Source organism: Streptococcus sp. K0074, from assembly GCF_048843365.1.
Classification (GTDB): Bacteria; Bacillota; Bacilli; order Lactobacillales; family Streptococcaceae; genus Streptococcus; species Streptococcus mitis_BM.
In genome coordinates, this window is the sequence record NZ_CP184836.1 from 914,955 (window position 1) to 936,056 (window position 21,102).

Here is a 21,102-nt window from a genome sequence, read left to right on the forward strand (position 1 = left end):
CGGCTAGCTTCCTAGTTTACTCTTTGATTTTTATTGAGTATTATAAAACAGAAACTAAAAACGTTTTCAAACTGTACTGTAATAGAGAATAAAAACTTCTGAGCAGATTCTTAGTAAAGTCAAAATAAATGTGATAAAGTTAGTATTGTAAAAATTTACTGAAACGTTTTCAAAAACTATATGAAACCTTTTTTAGTAGATTTAAAAATATTTGAAGGAGAGTTATCACTATGACTCAAGGGAAAATTACTGCATCTGCAGCAATGCTTAATGTATTGAAAACATGGGGCGTAGACACAATCTACGGTATCCCATCAGGAACACTCAGCTCATTGATGGACGCTTTGGCTGAAGACAAAGATATCCGTTTCTTGCAAGTTCGCCACGAAGAAACAGGTGCTCTTGCAGCGGTTATGCAAGCTAAATTCGGCGGCTCAATCGGGGTTGCAGTTGGTTCAGGTGGTCCAGGTGCGACTCACTTGATTAACGGTGTTTACGATGCAGCTATGGATAACACTCCATTCCTAGCAATCCTTGGATCACGTCCAGTTAACGAACTCAACATGGATGCTTTCCAAGAATTGAACCAAAACCCAATGTACAACGGTATCGCTGTATATAACAAACGTGTAGCTTACGCTGAGCAATTGCCAAAAGTAATTGACGAAGCTTGCCGTGCTGCAGTTTCTAAAAAAGGTCCAGCTGTTGTTGAAATCCCCGTTAACTTCGGTTTCCAAGAAATCGACGAAAACTCTTACTATGGATCTGGTTCATACGAACGTTCATTCATCGCTCCTGCTTTGAACGAAGTTGAAATCGACAAAGCTGTTGAAATCTTGAACAATGCTGAACGTCCAGTTATCTATGCTGGTTACGGTGGTGTTAAAGCTGGTGAAGTGATTACTGAATTGTCACGTAAAATCAAAGCACCAATCATCACAACTGGTAAAAACTTTGAAGCTTTCGAATGGAATTATGAAGGTTTGACAGGTTCTGCTTACCGTGTTGGTTGGAAACCAGCCAACGAAGTGGTCTTTGAAGCAGACACAGTTCTTTTCCTTGGTTCAAACTTCCCATTTGCTGAAGTTTACGAAGCATTCAAGAATACTGAAAAATTCATCCAAGTCGATATCGACCCTTACAAACTTGGTAAACGTCACGCCCTTGACGCTTCAATCCTTGGTGACGCAGGTCAAGCAGCTAAAGCTATCCTTGACAAAGTGAACCCAGTTGAATCTACTCCATGGTGGCGTGCAAACGTTAAGAACAACCAAAACTGGCGTGATTACATGAACAAACTCGAAGGTAAAACTGAGGGTGAATTGCAATTGTATCAAGTTTACAATGCAATCAACAAACATGCTGATCAAGACGCTATCTATTCAATCGACGTAGGTGACACTACTCAAACATCTACTCGTCACCTTCACATGACACCTAAGAACATGTGGCGTACATCTCCACTCTTTGCGACAATGGGTATTGCCCTTCCTGGTGGTATCGCTGCTAAGAAAGACAATCCAGATCGCCAAGTATGGAACATCATGGGTGACGGTGCATTCAACATGTGCTACCCAGACGTTATCACAAACGTTCAATACGACCTTCCAGTTATCAACGTTGTCTTCTCAAATGGGAAATATGCCTTCATCAAGGACAAATACGAAGACACAAACAAACACTTGTTTGGTTGTGACTTCCCTAATGCTGACTATGCGAAAATCGCTGAAGCTCAAGGAGCTGTTGGATTTACAGTTGACCGTATCGAAGACATCGATGCAGTTGTTGCAGAAGCTGTTAAACTCAACAAAGAAGGTAAAACTGTTGTGATCGATGCTCGCATCACTCCACACCGTCCACTTCCAGTAGAAGTACTTGAATTGGATCCAAAACTTCACTCAGAAGAAGCAATCAAAGACTTCAAGGAAAAATACGAAGCAGAAGAACTCGTACCATTCCGCCTCTTCTTGGAAGAAGAAGGATTGCAATCACGCGCAATTAAATAATTCCTTCGTGGAACTTAAAAAGATCGGAGCAATCCGGTCTTTTTATGGAGGATAGTAAATGAATTTAAATCAATTAGATATTATCGTTTCAGATGTTCCCCAAGTCTGTGCTGACTTGGAGCGTATTTTGGATAAAAAGCCCGATTATGTTGATGACAGTTTTGCTCAGTTTACGATTGGCAGTCACTGTCTGATGTTGTCCCAAAATCATTTGATTCCTTTGGAAGATTTTCAGTCAGGAATCATTCTTCATATCGAGGTTGAGGATGTAGACCAGAATTACCAACGGTTGAAAGAACTTGGTATCCAGGTTTTAAACGGACCAACTGTAACCGATTGGGGAACAGAGTCCTTATTAGTTAAAGGGCCTGCTGGTCTAGTGATTGATTTTTATCGTATGAAGTAGGTAATTCTATTATCAAATTTTTTATCTAAACATTCTTGGAGTGAAACTTAAAAAGATCGGAGCAATTCGATCTTTTTTGTATTTATGCGACTTTCAGTCCGTCTCGCTCCGTTAGGTGCGAGACAAAAAACCACCCGTTTTCACGGGTGGTTATGATTTCTACACTTATTGTTTGGCTTCCTGTTTTAATTGTTGCACCTGTTCCTCGTACTGGACAAGCTCCCTGTCTTTTATATTGATAGTCGCTTCTGCTTCAGCAATGCGGCTTCTCAGATCTTGAGTCTTGTTATGGTGATAGCTAATACCAATAGCACTACCAGCAATGATCCCGATTACTAGACAAGTAAAAATCACCAAAATCAAGGGAGCAGATAGTTGTGTAAAGACAAGACTGACAGTTACTGTTTGACGATTGAGTAGACCAAATGAGATCACAATGACTAATAAGCTCAAACCGCCAATTAGATAAGCCTTATCTTTCAGTGACAATTCATTAAATTTTTTTAGCATAAGTTCCTTTTCTCCTGACTATGTTGATAGAAAACTACACACCATTTAGGTATTAACAAAATTCATTTTACTAGAAAATTTCGATACTGTCAATAATTTCTAACGGCTTATTTACCATCAATCAATCGATTCATTGAAAAGGAGTATTCATTTTCTAATATTTGATTGAGTAAACAGAACGGAGCAATTCGGTCTTTTTTCTGTTCCCTCTTTCTTATAACAAGATTGTGATAGTTTATATCTTTATAACAAAAGTTTTAAAGACTTGATTGTTTTGAAAGAATATTTTAAAATAAGATTCAGTAAAAATGAAAGAGGTTTTGAAAATGTCTGAAAAACAAATGAAAATTTTAGGTTGGGTAGCGACCTTTATGTCTGTTATGATGTATGTGTCTTACTTCCCACAAATCATGAACAATCTGGCTGGTCAAAAAGGAAATTTCATCCAGCCCTTGGTTGCTGCCATCAACTGTAGTCTCTGGGTTTACTACGGTCTTTTCAAAAAAGAAAGAGATATCCCCCTTGCAGCAGCTAATGCACCAGGTATTATTTTTGGCCTAGTGACGGTTATTACAGCTTTGATTTAAAAGGAACAGAGGAGACTAGTTTTCAGTCTTCTTTTTTGTTTCAGGGGAGGCTATTTACTTTTTCTAGAGGATAATTTTTTAAAAAACAATCTGATAAACTTAAATAGTAGAATAGTATCAGTATGTCACAGTATTTTATAAGAAAAGGTTTACAGAATAAGTTATAATATAAGTAAATGAACAAGCAAATAAGAAAGTGAGTAGAGTTATGACCGAAAAACTGACTTTTCCGGATGGTTTCTTGTGGGGCGGAGCGACAGCTGCCAACCAGTGTGAGGGTGCTTATAATTTAGAAGGTCGTGGATTGGCGAATGTGGATGTCGTCCCCATCGGTCCAGATCGTGAAGCCATTATCACAGGTCAGAAAAAGATGTTTTCGTTTGAGGAGGGCTATTTTTACCCAGCCAAGCAAGCTATTGATATGTACCATCATTACAAGGAAGATATTGCCCTTTTTGCGGAAATGGGCTTTAAGACTTATCGTCTATCCATTGCTTGGACTCGGATTTTTCCTAAGGGCGACGAAACAGTGCCAAATGAAGCTGGTCTAGCCTTTTATGAGGATTTATTTAAGGAGTGCCACAAGTATGGTATCCAACCTCTGGTGACTATCACTCATTTCGACTGTCCTATGCACTTGATTACAGAGTACGGTGGTTGGCGCAATCGTCGGATGTTAGACTTCTATGAAAAACTTTGTCGCACACTCTTTACCCGCTATAAGGGTTTGGTCAAATATTGGCTTACCTTCAACGAAATCAACATGATTCTCCATGCCCCCTTTATGGGAGCTGGGCTCTGTTTTGAAGAAGGAGAAAATCAAGAACTGGTTAAATATCAGGCTGCACACTATGAGTTGGTAGCTTCAGCTCTTGCGACAAAGATTGCCCACGAAATTGACCCAGAAAATAAGGTGGGATGTATGTTGGCTGCAGGGCAATACTATCCTAACACAGCCCATCCAAGAGACTACTGGGCAGCCATGGAGGAAGACCGCAAGAGTTACTTCTTCATTGATGTTCAAGCGCGTGGGGAATACCCAAACTATGCCAAGAAGCAGTGGGAGCGTGAGGGGATCGAGATTCAAATGACTGTAGAAGATTTAGAGTTGTTGAAGGACAATACTGTTGACTTTGTTTCCTTCTCCTACCATGCAAGTCGAGTGGCATCAGGGGATCCAGAAGTTAAAGAATTAACTGCTGGAAATGTTTTTGCCTCTCTCAAAAATCCTTATCTTGAATCCTCAGAATGGGGGTGGCAGATTGACCCACTTGGTCTTCGCATCACCCTCAATGCCATCTGGGATCGTTACCAAAAGCCCATGTTCATCGTAGAAAATGGTCTCGGTGCTATGGATACACCAGATGAGAATGGTTATGTAGCAGATGACTATCGGATTGCTTACTTAGAGGCTCATATCAAGGCCATGCGAGATGCTATTTACCACGATGGAGTTGATTTGCTTGGTTATACGACTTGGGGCTGTATCGATCTGGTCTCAGCTGGAACAGGCGAAATGAATAAGCGCTATGGCTTTATCTATGTAGATCGTGATAATGCAGGAAATGGGACTCTCAAACGGACCAAGAAGAAATCCTTCTATTGGTACAAGGATGTCATTGCCAGCAATGGTGCAAGCATTGAGTAGAGCACATTTGTTCACTATTTTTATAAAATCTTCTCCCTACTTTATAAGATATGAAAAAGAGTTCAATTAGATGGAGCTTTTTGCTATAATGAGGGAGAAAAATCAGATAGGAGATTGACATGTCAGAACCATTATTTTTACAATCAGTTATGCAAGAAAAAATCTGGGGTGGTACCAAGCTACGTGATGAGTTTGGATACGATATCCCAAGTGAAAAAATCGGAGAATATTGGGCCATCTCAGCCCATCCAAATGGCGTTTCAAAGGTGGCCAATGGTCGCTTTGAAGGAACAGACCTAGCAACTTTGTATGCAGAGCACCGTGAATTGTTTGGTAATCGTCCAGAACCTGTATTTCCGCTTTTGACAAAGATTCTTGATGCCAACGACTGGCTCAGTGTCCAAGTTCATCCAGACGATGCTTACGGACTCGAGCATGAAGGCGAACTTGGAAAAACAGAGTGCTGGTACATTATCGCTGCGGATGAAGGTTCAGAGATTATCTACGGTCACAATGCCAAGTCAAAAGAAGAACTCCGCCAGCAAATCGAAGCGAAAGACTGGGATGGTCTGTTAACAAAAGTACCAGTTAAAGCTGGAGATTTCTTCTATGTACCAAGCGGAACCATGCACGCTATTGGGGCAGGTATCTTAATACTTGAAACCCAACAGTCTAGCGATACCACCTATCGTGTCTATGACTTTGACCGCAAGGACGACAAGGGCAACTTGCGTGAACTTCACCTTGAAAAATCCATTGATGTCTTGAACATTGGTGAGCCAGCAAATAGCCGTCCTGTAACTGTCAAAGCTTATGATTTACGCTCGACTTTACTTGTCTCTAATGATTTCTTCGCAGTTTACAAGTGGGAAATTACTGGAAAAATTGACTTCGAAAAGACAGCTGACTACAGCTTATTCAGTGTCTTAGCTGGTCAAGGTCAACTGACTGTTGACGGAAAAAACTATCCAATCCAAAAAGGCAGCCACTTTATCCTACCAAGTGATGTTGAAACTTGGACTCTGGAAGGGCAAGGTCTAGAATTGATTGTTAGCCATCCATAAAAAAAGAAAGGGCCTGAGTTCACTACTCAAGTCCTTTTTAATTACATAAATTGGGCGATAAAGACCACGATGATGATTATTGGAATGATGAAACGAAGAAGGAATAGCCAGACTTGGAACAGTCCCTGTTTCCATGCTGTTTCATCGAGATGCAGTTCCTCCATAGCAAGAGCTTTTTTAAAGATATAGCCTGTAAAAAGTGAAAGGCAGAGAGCTCCAAATGGCATGAGAAGATTGGAAACCAAGAAATCCATAGCGTCAAAGAAGGTCTTCCCAAAGATGTGAACATCCGCCATAACACCGTAAGAAAGGGCTGAGGGAATGCCAAAGACAAAGGTCAAAATTCCTAAAATAACACTCCATTTGGCACGCTTGCTGTTGTCCTGATTGGTGATATTTCCCACATTGATTTCCAGCATAACGACAGAGGAAGTGACCGTCGCAAAGAGGAAGAGCAAGAGGAAGAGGATGTAGAAAATGGTTCCAAAAGGCATCTTGTCAAAGAGTTGAGGCAAGACGATAAAGAGCAGGCTCGGTCCCCCTTCAGACTGGATATTGAAGGCTGACATAGCAGGAAAAATGGCTAGACCTGCCATGATGGACACCGAGATGTTCATTGCTACGATAGAAATTCCTGACTGGACTAGATTTGTTTTCTTATCCAAATAAGAAGCATAGGTAAGCATGGCTGTAACCCCTAGTGAGAGGGCAAAGAAAGATTGTCCCAGAGCATAGAGGAGACCAGCACTTGTCAGCTTAGAGAAGTCTGGTTTGAGGAAGTAAAGAACCCCTTCCATGGCATTTGGCAAACTGAGAGAGCGCCCAATGATGACAACAAAGATGATAAAGAGCAGGGGCATCATGACCTTAGAAGCTCTTTCAATCCCTTTTTGAACCCCACGTGATACAATAAAGATATTCAATAAGATAAAGGCTGCTTGAGCTCCGAGGGCAATGGCTGGGTTTGAAATGATTGAAGTAAATAGCTGGGCATAATCACCCGTTCCACCAAGTTGGAACAATTTTCCAAACTCAATGCCTAGATAGACTAAAATCCATCCTCCAATAACACTATAGAAAGATAAGAGTATAAAGAGGGCAAAGGCACCAATCCAACCGATAAAGTTGTACTTACTATTCTTTCCTAGTTTTCCAAAGGTTTTAATCCCAGAGACACCAGCACTTCGTCCGAGTGCAAATTCAGCTAGCAAAAGAGGGAAACCAATTAGAATAGTGGAGATGAGAAAGACTAGTAAAAAGCCTCCTCCACCGTTAGCAGCAGTCATATAAGGAAATTTCCAAACGGCTCCAAGTCCGATGGCTGAACCAGCAGATGCTAGGATAAAGCCCAGTTTAGAACCCCATTGCGATTTTTCAGACATAGTTAAACTCCTAAAATTAGTATTACAAAAGAAAAAGCTACTGCCCTTGGCAAATAGCCTCATAAGTACTCAAAATGAGCCTTTCTTTTGATTGATAGACTTGACTATCCTATCATGTTTTCTAAGGTCTGTCAAGAAAACCATTTTCATGTTATGATAAAGTAAAAAAATTTCGCAAAAACGCTTGACTCTGACCTAAGGGGAGGGGGTATACTATTATTGTAAGGAGGAAATCATGTACCATATAAAAGAAGCTGCCCAGCTTTCGGGTGTCTCTGTCAAGACCCTGCACCACTACGATAAGATAGGACTTTTGGTTCCTTTAAAGTCGGAAAACGGCTATCGAACCTATAGCCAAGAGGATTTGGAGCGACTTCAGGTTATTCTGTATTATAAATATCTAGGTTTTTCTTTAGAAAAAATAGCAGAGCTATTAAAGGAAGAAAGGACAGATTTATTGCCCCATCTGACCAGACAGTTGGACTATTTGACTCAAGAAAGGGAACATCTGGATACCTTGATTTCCACCTTGCAGAAAACCATTCAAGAACAAAAAGGAGAAAGAGAAATGAGTATTCAAGAGAAATTTGCTGGATTTAACTACCAAGACCATCAAAAATACCACCAAGAGGCGGTAGAGAAATATGGACAAGAGGTGATGGACCAAGCGCTGGAGCGCCAGAAAGGTCACGAAGACGAAGCTACGGCTGCCTTCAACCAAGTTTTTCAAGCTTTGGCACAAAATCTTCAAGCTGGACTGCCTGTAACAGCAACAGAAAATCAAGAAGAAGCAACCAAACTCTTGCAAGCTATTCGTACTTATGGATTTGACTGCTCTATTGAGGTATTTGGTTATATCGGTAAAGGCTACGTTTATAACCCAGAGTTTAAGGAAAACATTGACAAATTTGGACCTGGAACAGCCCAGTACACATCAGATGTGATTGCCCACTATGTCCAAACTCAGACAAAATAAAATCGGAGGAGTATTCTTCCGATTTTTACTAAATTCAAGCACTACTTGCTTAATAATTTTTCTACTACATTTAGTTTTCGCATGGTCAAATCTACATTGAAAAGTTTTTCAAGATAGTTAGTATTGAGCTTTTTTTGTTTTGCAGTTCTAGGGAGATAGAGGTAGAGACAGTGATTACCGACACAAATTTCTTCTTCGCCGTAATCCATTTTTAATTTTTCTAAAGGGAGACTTTGAATAGGTTCTTGATAAAAAATCACGTGTACACGGTCATAAAGATAGTGTTCTCCAAACGGATTTTCTTGGACAATGTTTTTAAAAATATCCTTATTCTTAATGATTATTTTGAGATCGGCTCCAATCTTTTCCTTTATTAGAGTATGAACCTGTTCTCGTATTTTTTCGAGAGCTAAGTTACTTTCAAGAATAATATTTCCACTTTGAATATAGGTTCGAACTTGTTGAAAACCAGCTTCTGTCAAGATATCTACTAGATAAGACATTTTAGGGATAGCATTTTTTCCATTAGGAGTAACTCCCCTTAACAAGATAATATGTTCCAAAGTCGTTCCTTTCTTTTGGGGTGTATTGTTCCATTGAGTAATGTATATTTAGAATGAATTTGATCCCGCCACCCAGCCGGTGCAGAGGGCAGAAGTGATGTTAAAGCCACCCGTGTGGGCATTGATATCTAGTACCTCACCAGCAAAGTGGAGACCAGGTACCAGCTTACTTTCAAGGGTTTTAGGGTTGATTTCCTTAAGACTGACACCACCCTTTGTAACAAATGACTTAGCAAGAGACATTTTACCAATTACAGGAATTTTAAGTCCCTTGATAGACTGGAGAAGTTGCTCGCGTTCTTTTTCAGTCAGTTGTTTGACTTTTTCAGGATAGCCTTGCACAAAAAATTCAGCCAAGCGTTCTGGAAGCAAAGTTTTTAAAGCATTTTTCAAGGATTTTTCCCGATTTTCTTCTAGAAATGCAGCCAAGTCCTTTTCAGAAAGTTGAGGTAGAACATCCAGTGAAAGGACTTCTCCACCCTTAATAAAGCTAGACATACGTAGGGCGGCAGGACCAGACAAACCAAAGTGGGTAAAGAGCAGATCGTGAGTGATGATATGCTTGCCATAACTTAGAGTCACATCATCCAGCGAAATCCCCTGCAAGGCCTTGTGTGGAAAATCTGTCAACAATGGGCTCTCAGCTGCCTCAAGCTCGGTAATGGTATGCTTAAAATGACGGGCAATCTCATGACCAAAACCTGTCGAACCAGTGGAAGGATAGGATTTCCCACCAGTTGTGACAATGAGTTTATCACAAGTGAAGCTTTGGTCTGCGGACTTAAGGACAAACTGATTTTCTACCTTTTTAACCGAAACAATTTCGGTTTGAGTAACAACTTGGCCACCTAGCTCAGTGATTTTCTTTTCCAAGGCCTCGATAATGGTACGAGACTTGTCACTAGCAGGAAAGACGCGGCCGTGGTCTTCGACCTTAAGTTTAACCCCATTTTCTGTAAAAAAGTTAATGATATCATGGTTATCAAATTGGGAGAAGACACTGTAGAGAAAGCGCCCATTTCCAGGGATTCCAGCTAGTAGGTCATCTAGAGTTCCGTTGTTGGTTACATTGCAACGTCCTCCACCAGTCCCAGCTAATTTTTTTCCAAGTTTCCGATTTTTTTCGATGAGGAGAGTTTTCTGACCATAAAAGCTACTGGAAATCGTAGCCATCATACCAGCAGGTCCCCCACCGATGACAATAGTATCAAAATGTTTCATAGCTCTATTGTACCACAAAAAAACAAGAGATGATGGTCACCTCTTGTCAAGAATGCAATTAATCAATTTCATATCCCATCAGCAAACCACCATCTTCTGCATAGAAACTGCAGAGACCAGAGGTTGGGAGAATTTTGATGTTGGCTTGTGGGAAATTTTCACGGATTCGGTCTGAAAGCTGTTGACAACATTTCTCGTTATTGCGTTGAGCCATGACAATACGACCACCAGCATATCCTGCTTTCACTAACTCTTCATATGCTGCCTGAATCGATTTCTTTGCTCCTCTTGCTTTTTGTAGCAATTCGAGAGTTCCAGTTTCACTAGCTTCTCCGACCATACGGATGTTGAGAAGCCCAACGACTGTACCGATAAGCTTGCTCAAACGGCCGTTTTTAACCAAGTTATCGACCTTTGCTAGAACAAAGAGCAACTTGGTTTTTTCTTGATAGGCGGTGATAGCTTCAACCACTTCTTCAAAAGATAAGCCTTGGTCAATCAAATCATTTAATTTTTCTACGAGTAAGTCAACTTCTCCACCAGCAGACAAACTATCAATTACATGAATCTTAGTGTCAGGATGGTCTTCTAGATAAATATTCTTAGCTAGTTGAGCACTATTGTGACTGCCAGAAAGAGTACCAGTGATGGTTACTAGGAAAATGTTTTTGGCACCTTCAAATGCTCGCAAATAATCATCTGGGCTTGGACAAGCTGATTTTGAAGCTTCTGCAGTTGCATACATGGTTTCCATCATTTGGTCAATGTCAAGACTGGCATCATCAACAAAGACCTGATCAGCTACTTGAATGGTTAAGGGGACACTTACAAAGGTTGTATCAATTGCTGGTGTCTCCAGCTGACGATAATCACAACCAGAGTCAGCAATAATCTTCCAAGTCATAGAAATTCTCCAACTTTGTCAGTTATACATTGACAAAGGTTCTGTCTTTTTTTACAATTATATCATGAAAGCCCTTGAAACAAAAGCCTCATCCGTCTGTTGTGACAAGTAGAAAGAAAATGTTATGTCTGAACGTAGAATCTCTGAAAAGTCTCTTGAAAATCTCAGAAAATCAAACCAAGAATCCAATTTATTAACCAGAGAAGCCATTGAAACAGCCCTCTTGCAACTCTTGGAAAAAAATGACTTGACCAAGATTAGTATTTCTGAATTGGTCAAACGTGCAGGCGTTTCTCGTGCAGCCTTTTACCGTAATTATGATTCCAAAGAGGAAATTTTAGAGAGCGTCTTTAAACGAACTGTCCATAATATCATGGAACAGTTGCATCATTATGATTTAAAGACAGACCTTTATCTGGTCTGGGTTCACCTTTTCCGAGAGGCCAGAAAGGAAGCCAGAGTGATTCAATTGGCCTTAGATTACCATCTGGAAAAAATCTTTGTCCAAGCCATGCAGGAATTTCTGGAAAAATACCATGGAAAATCAAAAGGTGTCAGCTCTTATCTTCATTCCTTTTGGAGCTCGGCCATCGTCTCTGTCCTCCTAAAATGGATCAAGGATGGTATGAAGGTACCTGCTGAAAAGATTGCAGATTTACGGTTACCATTTTTTAAAAAATAGAGAAAAAGGAGAAAAGAGATGACTGAAAAAAGACTAGCATGGGATGAGTATTTTGCAGCCCAAGCCCTACTGATTGCCAATCGTTCCACTTGTAAACGTGCCAAAGTGGGCGCAATTCTGGTAAAGGATAATAAGGTGATTTCCACTGGTTACAATGGTTCGGTGTCAGGGACTGAGCATTGTATTGACCACGAATGTCTGGTCATTGAAGGCCACTGTGTTCGCACCCTTCACGCTGAAGTTAATGCCATTCTCCAAGGTGCTGAGCGTGGTGTTCCTAAAGGCTTTACAGCCTATGTGACACACTTTCCTTGTCTGAATTGCACGAAACAATTGTTGCAGGTCGGTTGCAAGCGCGTAGTTTATATCAACCAGTACCGAATGGATGACTATGCCCAATACCTTTATCAAGAAAAAGGGACAGAATTGACCCATCTACCACTTGAGACAGTACAAGCAGCTCTTAAAGAGGCAGATTTAATGTAAAAATTATCAAAAATAAATGGTTTAGAAAGATTTTTAAACCGTTTTTTGGTATAATAAGAAGAATAAATTGAAAGAAGGAACTCCAAAAATGGGAAAAATTGAAGTTATTAATCATCCACTGATTCAACACAAATTGTCAATCTTGCGTCGTACAGATACTTCTACAAAAGCTTTTCGTGAGCTAGTAGATGAGATTGCAATGTTGATGGGGTATGAAGTACTTCGTGATCTTCCACTAGAAGATGTGGAAATCGAAACACCAATTACAAAAACAGTTCAAAAACAATTGGCAGGTAAGAAATTGGCCATCGTTCCAATCTTGCGTGCGGGTATTGGGATGGTTGATGGACTCTTGAGCTTGGTTCCAGCTGCTAAAGTTGGTCATATCGGTATGTACCGTGATGAAGAAACGCTTCAACCAGTTGAGTACTTGGTGAAATTGCCTGAGGATATTGACCAACGTCAAATTTTTGTGGTAGACCCAATGTTAGCAACAGGTGGTTCAGCAATCTTGGCTGTTGACTCGCTTAAAAAACGTGGCGCATCAAATATCAAATTTGTCTGCCTTGTATCTGCTCCAGAAGGTGTAAAAGCCCTTCAAGAAGCTCATCCAGATGTAGAAATCTTTACAGCAGCCTTGGATGAACGCTTGAACGAACACGGTTATATCGTTCCAGGTCTTGGAGATGCTGGAGACCGCTTGTTCGGTACAAAATAAAATTAAAAAGAGATTGACTTGGAAAAGAAGTTCCAGTCACGAAAGGAGGTTGAATTTTTGTTTCTGTCTGATGAAAACAGAGCAAAAATTTGACCTTTTTTGACCAAGATATTATAATAGTCTTATCTTCAGTCATTTGACCAACAAAAATAAAACTCAAAAGGAGAAATGAATGATTCCTGTCGTTATTGAACAAACAAGCCGTGGAGAACGTTCCTACGATATTTACTCACGTCTTCTCAAAGACCGCATCATTATGCTGACTGGTCCAGTTGAAGACAACATGGCCAACTCTGTTATTGCCCAATTGCTTTTCTTGGATGCCCAAGATAGTACAAAAGATATTTACCTTTATGTCAATACACCTGGTGGTTCCGTTTCAGCTGGTTTGGCAATCGTTGATACCATGAACTTTATTAAGGCAGATGTCCAAACCATTGTTATGGGAATGGCTGCATCTATGGGGACGGTCATCGCATCAAGTGGAGCAAAAGGCAAACGTTTCATGCTTCCAAATGCTGAATACATGATCCACCAACCGATGGGTGGTACAGGTGGTGGTACCCAACAAACTGATATGGCGATCGCTGCAGAACACTTACTTAAAACTCGTAATACCTTGGAAAAAATCTTGGCTGAAAATTCAGGTCAGTCAATCGAAAAAGTCCATGCAGATGCAGAACGCGATAACTGGATGAGTGCTCAAGAAACACTTGAATATGGCTTTATTGATGAAATCATGGCCAACAATTCATTGAACTAATAATCAAAGGAGGCAAACTCGACTGGGTTTGCTTTTTTTGGTATAATAGGGAGAGATTTCTTAGAAAGAGGATTTATCATGTTTGAAAAAGTCAATCGATCTGGCTTGATTATCTATCTTTACTATAATCGTGATGCCAAAAAACTGCAGGACTATGGAGATATTACCTATCATTCCAAGAAACATCGTTACTTACAGCTTTATGTTCCAACTCAAGAAGTGGAGCAATTGGTCGGGCGCTTGAGCAAGGAAAAGTTTATCAAAAAAGTCAGAGTTTGTCATATCCAAGAGCTGGAAACACCCTTTGTGGGCAATCTTCATCGAGAGGAAAACGTTATCATCGAAAAAGTTCAAGAAAAGTGTTGACAATTTTCTGATAATTCGGTATATTCTTAACATGCTATTTATTTAAGAAATAAGGAGACAAAAAAAGATGAAGAAAAAATTTGCCCTATCGTTTGTGGCGCTTGCAAGTGTAGCACTTCTTGCAGCCTGTGGAGAAGTGAAGTCTGGAGCGTCAAACGCTGCTGGTAACTCAGTAGAGGAAAAGACAATCAAAATCGGATTTAACTTCGAGGAAACTGGTGCTGTAGCAGCCTACGGTACATCTGAACAAAAAGGTGCCCAACTTGCCGTTGATGAAATCAATGCAGCAGGTGGTATCGATGGAAAACAAATCGAAGTAGTTGATAAAGATAACAAGTCTGAAACAGCAGAGGCTGCTTCAGTAACAACTAACCTTGTAACCCAATCTAAAGTATCAGCAATCGTAGGACCTGCGACATCTGGTGCAACTGCAGCTGCGGTAGCGAACGCTACAAAAGCAGGTGTTCCATTGATTTCACCAAGTGCGACTCAAGATGGATTGACTAAAGGTCAAGATTACCTCTTTATCGGAACTTTCCAAGATAGCTTCCAAGGAAAAATTATCTCAAACTATGTTTCTGAAAAATTGCAAGCTAAGAAAGTTGTTCTTTACACTGACAATGCCAGTGACTATGCTAAAGGTATTGCCAAAGCCTTCCGTGAAGCTTATAAAGGTGAAATCGTTGCAGATGAAACTTTCGTAGCAGGTGACACAGACTTCCAAGCAGCCCTTACAAAAATGAAAGGGAAAGACTTTGATGCTATCATCGTCCCAGGTTACTACACTGAAGCTGGTAAAATTGTAAACCAAGCGCGTGGTATGGGAATTGACAAACCAATCGTTGGTGGTGATGGATTCAACGGTGAAGAGTTTGTACAACAAGCAACTGCTGAAAAAGCATCAAACATCTACTTTATCTCAGGCTTCTCAACTACTGTAGAAGTTTCAGCTAAAGCAAAAGCTTTCCTTGATGCTTACCGTGCTAAGTACAATGAAGAGCCTTCAACATTTGCAGCCTTGGCTTATGATTCAGTTCACCTTGTAGCAAACGCAGCAAAAGGTGCTAAAAACTCTGGTGAAATCAAGGATAACCTTGCTAAAACAAAAGATTTTGAAGGTGTAACTGGTCAAACAAGCTTTGATGCAGACCACAACACAGTCAAAACTGCTTACATGATGACCATGAACAATGGTAAGGTTGAAGCAGCAGAAGTTGTAAAACCATAATAGAAAATGTTGAAATAGGGAATGAGCCTTTGACTCACTCCCTGTTTCGATGTTTAAGAACCTATCAAAAAGTGAGGGAAAACCCTCGAAATTATATAGAAAGAGTGAATCTTATGCTCCAACAACTTGTAAATGGTTTGATTCTAGGTAGTGTATATGCACTGTTAGCCCTAGGGTATACCATGGTTTACGGAATTATCAAGCTCATCAACTTCGCCCACGGTGATATTTATATGATGGGAGCCTTTATCGGTTATTTCTTGATTAATTCTTTCCAAATGAATTTCTTTGTAGCGCTTATTGTAGCGATGCTAGCGACAGCCATTCTTGGTGTCGTGATTGAGTTCCTTGCCTACCGACCTTTGCGTCACTCTACTCGTATTGCTGTTTTGATTACAGCTATTGGTGTTTCTTTCCTATTGGAGTATGGCATGGTCTATCTGGTTGGTGCCAATACTCGTGCATTCCCTCAAGCGATTCAAACAGTTCGCTATGATTTGGGTCCAATTAGTCTAACAAACGTTCAGTTAATGATTTTGGCCATTTCCTTGATTTTGATGATTTTGTTACAGGTCATTGTCCAAAAGACTAAGATGGGGAAAGCCATGCGTGCTGTATCTGTAGATAGCGATGCGGCGCAATTGATGGGGATCAATGTAAACCGTACTATCAGCTTTACCTTCGCTTTGGGTTCTGCTCTTGCGGGTGCGGCTGGTGTTCTGATTGCCCTCTATTATAACTCTCTTGAGCCTTTGATGGGGGTTACTCCAGGTCTTAAGTCTTTCGTTGCCGCAGTACTTGGTGGTATCGGAATCATTCCTGGTGCGGCTCTTGGTGGTTTTGTAATTGGTCTATTAGAAACCTTTGCGACAGCCTTTGGAATGTCAGACTTCCGTGATGCCATTGTTTATGGAATCTTGTTGTTGATCTTGATTGTCCGCCCAGCTGGTATCCTTGGTAAAAATGTGAAAGAGAAGGTGTAAACGATGAAAGAAAATATAAAAGTTAATATTCTATGGTTACTCCTTTTGTTAGCTGGCTATGGCTTGATTAGTGTACTGGTTTCAGTCGGGGTACTCAACCTATTCTATGTACAGATTTTACAACAAATCGGAATTAATATTATTCTGGCTGTTGGTCTCAACTTAATCGTTGGTTTTTCAGGACAATTTTCACTTGGGCATGCTGGTTTCATGGCGATTGGTGCCTATGCAGCAGCTATTATTGGTTCTAAATCACCAACCTACGGTGCCTTCTTTGGAGCCATGCTGATAGGTGCTTTGCTTTCAGGGGCAGTTGCCTTGCTTGTCGGAATTCCAACCTTACGCTTGAAGGGGGACTATCTTGCGGTAGCGACTCTTGGTGTTTCTGAAATTATCCGTATCTTTATCATCAATGGTGGAAGCCTTACAAATGGTGCAGCAGGTATCTTGGGAATTCCAAACTTTACAACTTGGCAAATGGTTTACTTCTTTGTCGTGATTACAACCATTGCAACCTTGAATTTCTTGCGTAGTCCAATTGGACGTTCAACCCTCTCCGTTCGTGAGGATGAAATTGCTGCTGAGTCAGTTGGGGTTAATACGACTAAAATTAAAATCATCGCCTTTGTCTTTGGTGCCATTACTGCAAGTATTGCAGGGTCACTTCAGGCAGGATTTATCGGGTCTGTTGTACCGAAAGATTACACATTCATCAACTCAATCAACGTTTTGATTATTGTTGTATTTGGTGGACTTGGTTCAATTACAGGTGCCATCGTTTCAGCTATTGTTCTTGGAATTTTGAATATGCTTCTCCAAGATGTTGCCAGCGTGCGTATGATTATTTATGCTTTGGCCTTGGTATTGGTAATGATTTTCAGACCAGGTGGACTCCTTGGAACATGGGAATTGAGCCTATCACGTTTCTTTAAAAAATCTAAGAAGGAGGAACAAAACTAATGGCATTACTTGAAGTAAAACAGTTAACCAAACATTTTGGCGGTCTAACAGCTGTTGGAGATGTGACTCTTGAATTGAACGAAGGGGAACTGGTTGGACTAATCGGTCCAAATGGAGCTGGGAAAACCACCCTTTTCAACCTCTTGACGGGTGTTTATGAACCAAGCGAGGGAACAGTAACCCTAGATGGTCACCTTTTGAATGGAAAGTCACCTTATAAGATTGCTTCTTTGGGACTTGGACGTACATTCCAAAATATCCGTCTCTTTAAAGATTTAACAGTTTTGGACAATGTTTTGATTGCTTTTGGCAACCATCACAAACAACATGTTTTTGCTAGTTTTTTGCGCTTACCAGCTTTTTACAAGAGTGAAAAAGAATTAAAGGCTAAAGCCTTGGAATTGCTTAAAATCTTTGATTTGGATGGTGATGCAGAGACTCTTGCTAAAAATCTTGCCTACGGACAACAACGTCGTTTGGAAATTGTTCGTGCCCTCGCTACGGAACCTAAAATTCTCTTTTTAGATGAACCAGCAGCAGGTATGAACCCACAGGAAACAGCCGAATTGACTGAGTTAATTCGTCGTATCAAAGATGAATTTAAGATTACGATCATGCTGATTGAACACGATATGAATCTGGTCATGGAAGTAACAGAACGTATCTACGTACTTGAATATGGTCGCTTGATTGCTCAGGGAACTCCAGACGAAATTAAGACCAATAAACGCGTTATCGAAGCTTATCTAGGAGGTGAAGCCTAATGTCTATGTTAAAAGTTGATAATCTTTCTGTGCATTACGGCATGATCCAGGCAGTCCGTGATGTAAGCTTTGAAGTGAATGAAGGAGAAGTTGTTTCCCTTATCGGTGCCAATGGTGCAGGTAAGACAACTATTCTCCGTACCTTGTCTGGTTTGGTTCGACCAAGTTCTGGAAAGATTGAATTTTTAGGTCAAGAAATCCAAAAAATGCCGGCTCAGAAAATCGTGGCAGGTGGTCTTTCACAAGTACCAGAAGGACGCCACGTCTTCCCTGGCTTGACTGTTATGGAAAATCTAGAAATGGGAGCTTTCTTAAAGAAAAACCGTGAAGAAAATCAAGCTAACTTGAAGAAGGTTTTCTCACGTTTCCCACGTCTTGAAGAACGGAAGAACCAAGATGCAGCTACTCTTTCAGGGGGGGAACAACAAATGCTTGCCATGGGACGCGCTCTTATGTCAACACCAAAACTTCTTCTTTTAGATGAACCCTCAATGGGACTTGCACCAATCTTTATCCAAGAGATTTTTGATATCATTCAAGATATTCAGAAGCAAGGAACAACCGTCCTCTTGATTGAACAAAATGCCAATAAAGCACTTGCAATCTCTGACCGAGGTTATGTATTGGAAACAGGGAAAATCGTCCTATCAGGAACAGGAAAAGAACTCGCTTCATCAGAAGAAGTCAGAAAAGCATATCTAGGTGGCTAAACTAGTCTGGGAGACTAGTTTAGGTTGCAAATGAAGATTACGAAGTAATCTTCATTAATAGTCCGGGGGACCTTTTTAGTCGGTGAATAGAGATTGCGAAGCAATTCTCATCTGCACTGGAAGGTTAGCTTCTGATAATTGAAATAAAGTCGCATGAAGCGTACCTATCCTTCATTCAAAGAGCTCGATTTTAGAGCTCTTTTTGCTAGCTTATTCATACTTTTCTGAATTTTGAAAAAGAAATGTAAGCGTTTGATAGATTTACAAAAAGATTGTATAATAGGGATAAGAATAGAAAAGGAGAAATCTCATGGCAGTTAAAGATTTTATGACCCGCAAGGTAGTTTATATTAGTCCAGATACAACAGTATCTCATGCAGCAGATTTGATGAGAGAGCAAGGGTTGCACCGCTTGCCTGTTATCGAAAATGATCAATTAGTTGGTTTGGTGACTGAGGGAACCATTGCCCAAGCAAGTCCATCCAAGGCAACAAGTCTTTCTATCTATGAGATGAATTATCTTCTGAATAAGACAAAAGTAAAAGATGTCATGATTCGCGATGTTGTGACTGTTTCAGGCTATGCGAGTCTAGAGGATGCAACTTATCTGATGTTGAAAAATAAGATTGGTATTCTTCCTGTAGTAGATAACCATCAAGTCTATGGGGTTATTACGGACCGTGACGTTTTCCAAGCCTTTCTTGAAATTGCTGGTTATGGAGAAGAAGGAATTCGTGTGCGCTTTGTTACAGAAGATGAAGTCGGTGTCCTCGGAAAGATTGTTTCTTTGATTGCAGAAGAAAATTTGAATATCTCGCATACAGTCAATATTCCGCGTAAGGATGGTAAGGTCATTATCGAAGTTCAAATCGATGGCTCAATTGATTTACCAGCCTTGAAAGAAAAATTTGAATCAGAGAATATTCAAGTAGAAGAAATTACTCGTACTTCAGCAAAAGTCTTGTAAGAAGGGAAGCCGAAAGGCTTCTTTTTACGTGTAATAAGGGATTAGAGCAAAAGATGGAAAGAAATGATAAAATATGCTATAATGAAATGATGTAAAAAAGGAGTATTTATGGACATTTCAGAAATTCGTCAGAAAATTGACGCAAATCGTGAAAAATTAGCTTCTTTCAGGGGGTCTCTTTGACCTCGAAGGCTTAGAGGAAGAGATTGCCATCTTGGAAAACAAGATGACTGAACCTGATTTTTGGAACGATAATATCGCGGCCCAAAAAACGTCGCAAGAATTAAATGAATTAAAAAACACTTACAATACCTTCCATAAGATGGAAGAGTTGCAGGATGAAGTTGAAATTTTATTGGACTTTTTAGCTGAAGATGAGTCGGTGCATGAAGAATTGGTAACGCAGTTATCCGAACTTGATAAGATGATGACCAGTTACGAGATGACCTTGCTCTTGTCAGAGCCTTATGACCATAATAATGCCATCTTGGAAATCCATCCAGGATCCGGTGGTACTGAGGCTCAGGACTGGGGTGATATGTTGCTTCGTATGTACACTCGCTATGGAAATGCTAAAGGCTTTAAAGTGGAAGTATTGGATTACCAAGCAGGTGATGAGGCTGGTATCAAGTCAGTAACCTTATCATTTGAAGGGCCTAATGCCTACGGCCTTCTCAAGTCAGAAATGGGTGTGCACCGTTTGGTGCGAATTTCGCCGTTTGACTCTGCTAAACGTCGCCATACCTCTTTCACGTCTGTAGAAGTGATGCCTGAGTTGGACGATACTATTGAAGTGGAAATCCGGGAAGATGACATCAAGATGGATACCTTCCGTTCAGGTGGTGCCGGTGGACAAAACGTCAACAAGGTTTCAACAGGTGTGCGTCTGACCCACATTCCAACTGGAATTGTTGTCCAGTCAACAGTGGATCGGACCCAGTATGGAAATAGAGATCGAGCTATGAAGATGTTGCAGGCTAAGCTCTATCAAATGGAGCAAGAGAAGAAAGCTGCGGAGGTAGATTCCCTCAAGGGTGAGAAAAAAGAAATCACATGGGGAAGCCAAATCCGTTCTTATGTCTTCACACCTTATACTATGGTAAAAGATCACCGAACTAGCTTTGAGGTTGCTCAGGTAGATAAGGTTATGGATGGGGACCTAGATGGTTTTATCGATGCCTATCTCAAGTGGCGAATTAGCTAATATA

23 protein-coding genes are annotated in these 21,102 nt (G+C 40.5%); 18 read left to right on the forward strand and 5 right to left on the reverse strand.

The genetic code is table 11. From position 1 onward, the window contains the following. Window positions 1-230: 230 nt before the first annotated feature. Window positions 231-2,006: a pyruvate oxidase gene (spxB, locus tag ACN076_RS04415; protein ID WP_023943150.1), complete on the forward strand. Its 1,776-nt coding sequence runs from the start codon at window positions 231-233 to the stop codon at window positions 2,004-2,006. Between the two features lie 58 nt (window positions 2,007-2,064). Then, complete coding sequence (locus ACN076_RS04420; protein WP_001052638.1) at window positions 2,065-2,412, forward strand: VOC family protein; 348 nt, start codon at window positions 2,065-2,067, stop codon at window positions 2,410-2,412. A 165-nt stretch (window positions 2,413-2,577) separates the two neighbouring features. On the opposite strand, the gene ACN076_RS04425 is transcribed toward ACN076_RS04420, so the two are convergent. After that, entirely contained in the window at window positions 2,578-2,922 is a 345-nt protein-coding gene (locus ACN076_RS04425; protein WP_000913393.1) for a lipopolysaccharide assembly protein LapA domain-containing protein, read from the reverse strand. 326 nt (window positions 2,923-3,248) lie between these two features. On the opposite strand from ACN076_RS04425, the gene ACN076_RS04430 reads away from it, so the two are divergent. The 3 genes from ACN076_RS04430 to manA all read left to right on the forward strand — a co-directional run bounded on the left by ACN076_RS04430 (window position 3,249) and on the right by manA (window position 6,221). Then, a complete protein-coding gene (locus tag ACN076_RS04430) occupies window positions 3,249-3,509 on the forward strand; it encodes a SemiSWEET family transporter (protein ID WP_001291472.1) in 261 nt (86 codons plus the stop codon). 208 nt (window positions 3,510-3,717) lie between these two features. Further along, window positions 3,718-5,157, forward strand: a complete 1,440-nt coding sequence (locus ACN076_RS04435) for a 6-phospho-beta-glucosidase (protein ID WP_420790213.1) — start codon at window positions 3,718-3,720, stop codon at window positions 5,155-5,157. A 119-nt stretch (window positions 5,158-5,276) separates the two neighbouring features. After that, window positions 5,277-6,221 carry a mannose-6-phosphate isomerase, class I gene (gene manA, locus ACN076_RS04440; RefSeq protein WP_285293408.1) on the forward strand — a complete coding sequence of 315 codons (945 nt, stop codon included), beginning with the start codon at window positions 5,277-5,279 and terminating at the stop codon, window positions 6,219-6,221. 41 nt (window positions 6,222-6,262) lie between these two features. Here the strand turns inward: manA and ACN076_RS04445 are convergent, their stop codons facing one another. Continuing rightward, entirely contained in the window at window positions 6,263-7,603 is a 1,341-nt protein-coding gene (locus ACN076_RS04445; protein WP_265482121.1) for a sodium-dependent transporter, read from the reverse strand. A gap of 235 nt (window positions 7,604-7,838) precedes the next feature. On the opposite strand from ACN076_RS04445, the gene ACN076_RS04450 reads away from it, so the two are divergent. After that, entirely contained in the window at window positions 7,839-8,579 is a 741-nt protein-coding gene (locus ACN076_RS04450; RefSeq protein WP_261024380.1) for a MerR family transcriptional regulator, read from the forward strand. A 41-nt stretch (window positions 8,580-8,620) separates the two neighbouring features. Here ACN076_RS04450 and ACN076_RS04455 read toward each other — a convergent pair whose 3' ends face one another. From ACN076_RS04455 to ACN076_RS04465, 3 genes are read right to left on the reverse strand one after another with little or no spacing between them, the layout of a single operon-like run. Continuing rightward, the gene (locus ACN076_RS04455) at window positions 8,621-9,142 is read right to left on the reverse strand and encodes a DUF1697 domain-containing protein (RefSeq protein WP_261024379.1); all 522 of its coding nucleotides are present in this window, start codon (window positions 9,140-9,142) and stop codon (window positions 8,621-8,623) included. 48 nt (window positions 9,143-9,190) lie between these two features. Beyond that, window positions 9,191-10,363, reverse strand: coding sequence for an NAD(P)/FAD-dependent oxidoreductase (locus ACN076_RS04460; RefSeq protein ID WP_261024378.1), 1,173 nt, complete (start codon window positions 10,361-10,363; stop codon window positions 9,191-9,193). 58 nt (window positions 10,364-10,421) lie between these two features. Next, window positions 10,422-11,267, reverse strand: coding sequence for a DegV family protein (locus ACN076_RS04465; RefSeq protein ID WP_261024377.1), 846 nt, complete (start codon window positions 11,265-11,267; stop codon window positions 10,422-10,424). Between the two features lie 124 nt (window positions 11,268-11,391). Between ACN076_RS04465 and ACN076_RS04470 the strand changes: the two genes are divergently transcribed. From ACN076_RS04470 to prfB, 12 genes are all read left to right on the forward strand, one after another. Further along, a complete protein-coding gene (locus ACN076_RS04470; protein WP_261024375.1) occupies window positions 11,392-11,949 on the forward strand; it encodes a TetR/AcrR family transcriptional regulator in 558 nt (185 codons plus the stop codon). Window positions 11,950-11,967: 18 nt separating this feature from the next. Continuing rightward, window positions 11,968-12,435 (forward strand): deoxycytidylate deaminase, encoded by a 468-nt coding sequence (locus ACN076_RS04475; RefSeq protein ID WP_000136973.1) that lies wholly within the window; start codon window positions 11,968-11,970, stop codon window positions 12,433-12,435. Window positions 12,436-12,523: 88 nt separating this feature from the next. Further along, on the forward strand, window positions 12,524-13,153 hold the full coding sequence (gene upp / locus ACN076_RS04480; protein ID WP_000515974.1) for a uracil phosphoribosyltransferase: 630 nt from the start codon (window positions 12,524-12,526) through the stop codon (window positions 13,151-13,153). Window positions 13,154-13,325: 172 nt separating this feature from the next. Next, window positions 13,326-13,916: an ATP-dependent Clp protease proteolytic subunit ClpP gene (clpP, locus tag ACN076_RS04485; protein ID WP_000613475.1), complete on the forward strand. Its 591-nt coding sequence runs from the start codon at window positions 13,326-13,328 to the stop codon at window positions 13,914-13,916. A 78-nt stretch (window positions 13,917-13,994) separates the two neighbouring features. Continuing rightward, a complete protein-coding gene (locus ACN076_RS04490; RefSeq protein WP_000462125.1) occupies window positions 13,995-14,282 on the forward strand; it encodes a YlbG family protein in 288 nt (95 codons plus the stop codon). 67 nt (window positions 14,283-14,349) lie between these two features. Further along, window positions 14,350-15,510 (forward strand): ABC transporter substrate-binding protein, encoded by a 1,161-nt coding sequence (locus ACN076_RS04495; protein ID WP_000726119.1) that lies wholly within the window; start codon window positions 14,350-14,352, stop codon window positions 15,508-15,510. Between the two features lie 113 nt (window positions 15,511-15,623). Beyond that, window positions 15,624-16,493: a branched-chain amino acid ABC transporter permease gene (locus ACN076_RS04500; RefSeq protein ID WP_000941421.1), complete on the forward strand. Its 870-nt coding sequence runs from the start codon at window positions 15,624-15,626 to the stop codon at window positions 16,491-16,493. A 3-nt stretch (window positions 16,494-16,496) separates the two neighbouring features. After that, window positions 16,497-17,453 (forward strand): branched-chain amino acid ABC transporter permease, encoded by a 957-nt coding sequence (locus tag ACN076_RS04505; protein WP_261043423.1) that lies wholly within the window; start codon window positions 16,497-16,499, stop codon window positions 17,451-17,453. Then, window positions 17,453-18,217 carry an ABC transporter ATP-binding protein gene (locus ACN076_RS04510; protein WP_001185997.1) on the forward strand — a complete coding sequence of 255 codons (765 nt, stop codon included), beginning with the start codon at window positions 17,453-17,455 and terminating at the stop codon, window positions 18,215-18,217. Before ACN076_RS04505 ends, ACN076_RS04510 begins: the two co-directional genes overlap by 1 nt. Beyond that, window positions 18,217-18,927, forward strand: a complete 711-nt coding sequence (locus ACN076_RS04515) for an ABC transporter ATP-binding protein (RefSeq protein ID WP_000062200.1) — start codon at window positions 18,217-18,219, stop codon at window positions 18,925-18,927. Before ACN076_RS04510 ends, ACN076_RS04515 begins: the two co-directional genes overlap by 1 nt. Before the next feature lie 310 nt (window positions 18,928-19,237). Further along, window positions 19,238-19,894, forward strand: coding sequence for a CBS domain-containing protein (locus ACN076_RS04520; protein ID WP_000268660.1), 657 nt, complete (start codon window positions 19,238-19,240; stop codon window positions 19,892-19,894). Window positions 19,895-20,002: 108 nt separating this feature from the next. Further along, window positions 20,003-21,098 (forward strand): peptide chain release factor 2 gene (gene prfB, locus ACN076_RS04525; protein WP_420790214.1). Its coding sequence is split into 2 segments (ribosomal slippage): window positions 20,003-20,074 and window positions 20,076-21,098, totalling 1,095 coding nucleotides; the frame shifts between segments, so codons are not numbered across the junction. Window positions 21,099-21,102: the final 4 nt, after the last annotated feature.